4 protein-coding genes are annotated in these 5265 nt (G+C 58.1%); all 4 read left to right on the forward strand.

Annotated elements, in window-relative coordinates:
- The coding region (pilM, locus tag VN887_06450) for a pilus assembly protein PilM (protein ID HXT39647.1) at positions 1-1266 on the forward strand (1266 nt) is incomplete at its 5' end.
- Between the two features lies 1 nt (position 1267).
- Entirely contained in the window at positions 1268-2305 is a 1038-nt protein-coding gene (locus VN887_06455) for an Amuc_1100 family pilus-like protein (GenBank protein ID HXT39648.1), read from the forward strand.
- A 12-nt stretch (positions 2306-2317) separates the two neighbouring features.
- Positions 2318-3115 carry a hypothetical protein gene (locus VN887_06460; protein ID HXT39649.1) on the forward strand — a complete coding sequence of 266 codons (798 nt, stop codon included), beginning with the start codon at positions 2318-2320 and terminating at the stop codon, positions 3113-3115.
- 178 nt (positions 3116-3293) lie between these two features.
- Positions 3294-5265 (forward strand): hypothetical protein (locus tag VN887_06465; GenBank protein HXT39650.1); only part of this gene is annotated, 1972 nt, incomplete at its 3' end.

Genomic DNA, 5265 nt, shown 5'->3' on the forward strand with positions numbered 1-5265 from the left:
ATCAACATCGGCGCGAATTCCATCACTCAGGATTTCGCGGCCGAGTCCAAGCTGAAATTCGCGGAGGCCGAGCGGCTGAAGGTCGAGCAGGGATTCGTGAGCCTGGGCGGCGCATACGAGGAACCGGACAACCCGCAGCAGGCGGCGATTTCGAAAATCGCGCGCCAGGTGATGACGCGTCTGCATATTCAGGTCAACCAGACGATCCAGTTTTACAGGGGGCAACAGGGTGGTTCCGCTCCGCAGCGGTTGTTCCTGGCCGGCGGCGCGTCGATCATGCCGTACACGGCGCAATTCTTCGCCGAAAAACTGAACCTGCCGGTCGAGTACTTCAATCCGTTCCGCAATGTTCAAATCGACACTTCCGTCGATCTGGAGGAACTGGCGAAGGTTGCGCATTCGTTTGGCGAGGTTGTGGGTCTGGGCCTCCGTAACGTGGCCCAGTGCCCCGTGGAAATGAACCTCATGCCGAAGAGTTCGCTCAAACGGCAGCAGTTCAATCAGAAGAAGCCCTATTTCATCGCCACGATTTTCAGTCTGGTTGCCGTGGTCCTCGCCTATGGCGGATTCTACATGAAGATCGCGGACATCAAGCGGGAAGCGCTTGGCAAGATCAGTGTACAGGTGGCGCCCTTGAAACAAAAGGAAACCGAGCTCCAGGCGGAACAGGACAAGTTGAACAGGTTGAAGCAGGAGGCGGGTCAGTTGACCGAGTGGACGGACCAGCGGTTCTACTGGGGTGGAGTGCTGACGGAGTTGCGGCGCGTGTTGATGCAGGCTGAAGCCGCCCGGAAGCAGGCGATGGGAATCGAAAATGGCGTGTGGATCGAAAGCCTGACTTCGGCGACTCCCGGTTTGACCGCTGTGCCATCCGCGGCCGCGGAAGAGGAGCAGGCCCCCGCTGCAAGTTACGCTTACATGAACCGTCTCATGATGGAACGTTACGGCCTCATCCCGAAAGGGGCCCCTTTGCCGGGTGAAGGCGAGTCCACGGCCGCCACTGCGACGACGAAGACCTCGACGCCGGCATCCACCAACGAGATCGCGACCATTACTTTGAAATGCCGCGGATTGAATTTGAAAAAATACGAACCTTCAGCGAACGATAAACTGGCCTACACCGTTGAGGAGGAACTTCGGGCCAGTCCGATGTTCGACAGCAAGGAAACCAAACTCTCCGGGGACATCGAACAGGTGGATGCGACGAACTCCGTGACATTCAATTTTGGCGTTACCTTGAAGTTGAAGCACCCGATGAAGCTTTAGCATGAATTGGCTGAAGAAAAATTTCTTTCTGGTCGTGGGGGGGCTGGTGGCCTTGGGGATGCTCGGGTTCGCGGTTTATTTTCTCCTGATCCAAAAGCAGGCGGTGGACGAGGTGACCGAGCAGTTGAACACGCAGACGCAGGAACTGAAGAATCTGGCAACCCGCGATCCCCATCCAAACCAGGAGAACATCGATATTGCCAAAAAGGAGCAAAAGAAGGTTGCTGGTTTCCTCCAGGCGTGCAGGAAATTCTTTGTACCGGTTGCCACTTTCACTAATATAGACAGCGCGGCGTTCAAGGACCTGCTTCAGACGACGATCTCTGACATGGAACGCGACGCGGAGAAAGCCGGGGTCAGCCTCCCCGCCAAATACGACTTCACATTCGCATGGCAGCGGAAATCGGTGGATTTTCCGCAGGATACGCTCGTGCCGCTCGCTACGCACGTTGACGAGATCAAGGCCGTTTGCGATGTCCTGTTTGATGCCCGTGTTCACGCCCTGACCGGCCTGCGCCGCGTGCCGGTGTCCAAGGAGGACACGAGCGTAAACGATTTTCTCATCGGACTTAAACCGACCACAAACACGGTGACTGGCGCGGTGCTGACGCCGTATGAAGTTCAGTTTCAGGGTTTCACGGCCGAACTTGCGGCGGTGCTGGAGGGATTTTATCGGTCATCGAATTGTTTCATCGTAAAAAACGTTGATGTGCAGACCAACGTTGTAAACACGGCACCCGGTGCTTCCCAGAATGGTCCCTCGCTCTTCTACCCGACTGCCGCGCCGAGCGTGGCGCCGGAGCGTCCATTGTCCGGGGCAGAACTTATGCGGCGACGATACGGCCTTGCTCCGGGAAGTCGTTACGGTGCCCGGCCACCAATAGAGGCGCCGACCCCGGCTCCGACCACTCCGGGCGTGTTCGCGCCGCCGGTGCGTCGCGGGCCGGAAACGATTCTGGACGAGCGCCCATTCAAGGTCACCATGTACATTGAAACGGTTCAATTGCTGGAGCGGGCCAAACTCAAGGCGGGGAAATAAGACGGATTCTCGATGGAATTCCTGAAGAACCATTACGAAAAAGTGATTCTTAGTGTCGTGTTGCTCGGATTGGCCGCAGCCGCGGTGTTGCTGCTGACTTCGGTTGACAGCGAGAAGCGCGCGCTGGAAGAGGTTGACAGCGGGATTGCCCGGACCAAGCCGAAGGAACTGAAGCAGGTTGATCTTTCAACAAACGAGGCGGCACTGCAGCTCCTCCTGCGGCCCGCGAGCCTGCGGCTGGCGGGTGAGCACAACCTTTTCAATCCCGTGCAGTGGCAGAGGATGCCCGATGGCAGGTTGATTCCGCTGCGCACGGGACGCGAGGTAGGACCCGGCGCGCTGACCGTCACGAAGATCACACCCCTGTACCTTAAAATCGAATACGAGGGCACCGGCGGGACGGGCGATGCGGTGCAGTACAAGTTTAAAGTGACGCGCGAAGCGGAGAAGTCGCCGAGCAAACGGATCCCGATCACGCTCTCCGCCACCATGCCCGGCAGCAAGAATTCAGTTTTTGTCCTGAAAGAAATGAAGCCGCAGGAAAATCCGGCAGAATTTGTGCTGGATTTGCCTGCCGAAAACGAACAGGCGGTTGTGACGAAAGAGAAACCGTATGTCGATGTGGGCGGTTATTCAGTGGATTTGAAATACCCGCCCGACAATCTGACGTTTAACGGAAAACGCGTCGGTGATGCTCTGGTTTTTGCCGGCGACACGAACAAAATCATTGCCATCACAGCGACAAACGTTACAGTCCAAGCCACATCGACACCCAAACGAACAACGGTGCCGTACACGGCGACACCGTAGATTGGACCTTGGTAATCGAGCTGCGCTTTTTTATTCCAAACCCGGAACCATCATGATGAAAGCTGCCAAACACCTTCTTCTCCTTCTTCTCATCGCTACGGCCCCTTCGTTGAGGGCGCAGCCGGCGCCCGCCGATACAGCTACTGATGAAGCCGTCCGACGGCAGGCTGCCGTTATCATGTTGCGAAAGACTCTGGCGGAAGCAAAGGCCGCGCAGGAGAAGATCGACCTGGTCGCTGCGTCCAAGCTGTACGAAGAGTCCTATAAACTGGCGCAGAGCGTGGGAGTGGGCGTCGATCAGGAAGTCCAGGAAACGGTGTCCGGTCTCGCCACCGTCCGGTTGGCGCTGGCCAAACAGGCCCAGCGGCGTGGCCGGTTTGAAGAGGCGGACTTGCACGTCAAACGGGTGCTCACCGTTGATCCCAAAAATGAGGCCGCGCTGAGGTTCAAGAAGGAAAACGACAAGGCGCTTGAGGCGTTGAAAGGCCGCGTTCCCAGCAAGGAAGTCCGCGCCCTGGTTCCCGAAGTGCAAAAGCAAAAGATCAACACCGCGACGCTCGTGCAGGACGGCAAAGTGCTGTATGAAATGGGTCGGTTGGAGGACGCCGAGGTGAAACTCAAGCAGGCGGTCGCGCAGGATCCCGAAAACCAGATGGCATTCTATTATCTGGCATTGATCGAGGAGGGCCGTTACGCCCAGGGCGCCCGCAAACGCGAAATCTCAGAAAAGAACAAACATGTCGAAGTCGAAAACGCATGGCTTCCTCCGATTCAACGCGAGACCTTGCCGTCGCCCAATCCATACGCCACCACGAATCTCGTCTTTACCGGTCCCGGCCGCCAGGCGATACAAAACAAGCTTCACCGGATCGTCCTGAACGAGGCGCTTTTTGATGGAGTGTCGCTGCCGCAAGTGCTGCAGTATCTGTCAGAAGAAGCCGCCAAGCGCGATCCGGACAAGGAAGGCATCAATTTTCTGGTCAACCCGAACGTTGTGGCCTCCGCCGCGCAAACGACCATTGACCCGACCACAGGGCAGCCGGTGACGCTGCCACCTCCAGAACCGCTCGACATGAACAGCGTCATCGTGAGGATCAATCCGGCCCTCAAGAACGTGCGGCTGGCGGATGTGCTGGAAGCAATCACCAAGGTGGCGGACAAACCCATCCGATACTCCATTGAAGAGTACGCTGTCATCTTCTCACAGAAAACACCGGACGTCGCGCAACTCGAGACGCGCACCTTTCGTGTGAATCCGAACACGTTCATGGAAGGATTGCAGAGCGTCGGAATATTTCCGCTGGGCAGCCTGGTGCAAAGCACGACCGGCGGCGCGGGTGGGGCGGCGGGCGGCGGGGGCGGCATTGGCGGCGGCCAGGGTGGTCAGGGTGGCGGCATTTTCGATCTTCCGCGCGTCTTTGTGGCTGGCGGCGGAGCTGGAGGCATTGGCGGCGGCGGCGGCGGCGGATTCGGCGGTGGCGGTGGTGCGGGCGGAGCTGGTGGAGGGGGACTATTGGGCGTTACGACGACTAATCTGACGCAAACCATACAGGACACCGTCCGTGCGTTCTTCACCGCCGCGGGAGTCAACGTGCTTCCTCCGAACATGATTTTCTTCAATGACCGCACGGGTGTGCTCATGGTGCGTGCCACCTCGCAGGAACTCGACATTGTTCAGAAGGCGATCGAAACCCTCAACGTCGCGCCGCCTCAGGTCACGATCGAGGCCAAGTTCGTTGAAGTCAGTCAAAACGACAGCAAGGCCATCGGTTTCGACTGGTACCTGGGGAACTTTCTGATGAGGAACGGCGGTATCGGAGCGCAAGGCGGCACTGCCCCGTCTTTTCTCGGCCAGCCGAGCCTCGCAAATCCGACCGGGATTTTTCCAAGTCCGACCAGTCCCCTGCCTCCGTCGACCACTGACAACATTCTGACGGGTGGACTCCGCAATTCCACAACCGATCTGGCCTCCCCGGCGATCGCCACCTTCACCGGTATTTTGACGGACCCCCAATTCCGCGTTGTGCTTCATGCGCTGGAACAACGGGACGGCGCGGATCTGCTGGCTTCTCCCAAGGTGACGACATTAAGCGGGCGCCAGACGCAGATGTCCGCCGTCGAAGTCCGGTCAATCGTCGTGGGCCTGAATA

The organism is Candidatus Angelobacter sp., from assembly GCA_035607015.1.
GTDB lineage: Bacteria > Verrucomicrobiota > Verrucomicrobiia > Limisphaerales > AV2 > AV2.

Bases quoted from the DNA above. Each gene is read 5' to 3' on its own strand.
- VN887_06455 (HXT39648.1), top strand. From the start codon at position 1,268: ATGAATTGGCTGAAGAAAAATTTCTTTCTGGTCGTGGGGGGGCTGGTG.
- VN887_06460 (HXT39649.1), top strand. From the start codon at position 2,318: ATGGAATTCCTGAAGAACCATTACGAAAAAGTGATTCTTAGTGTCGTG.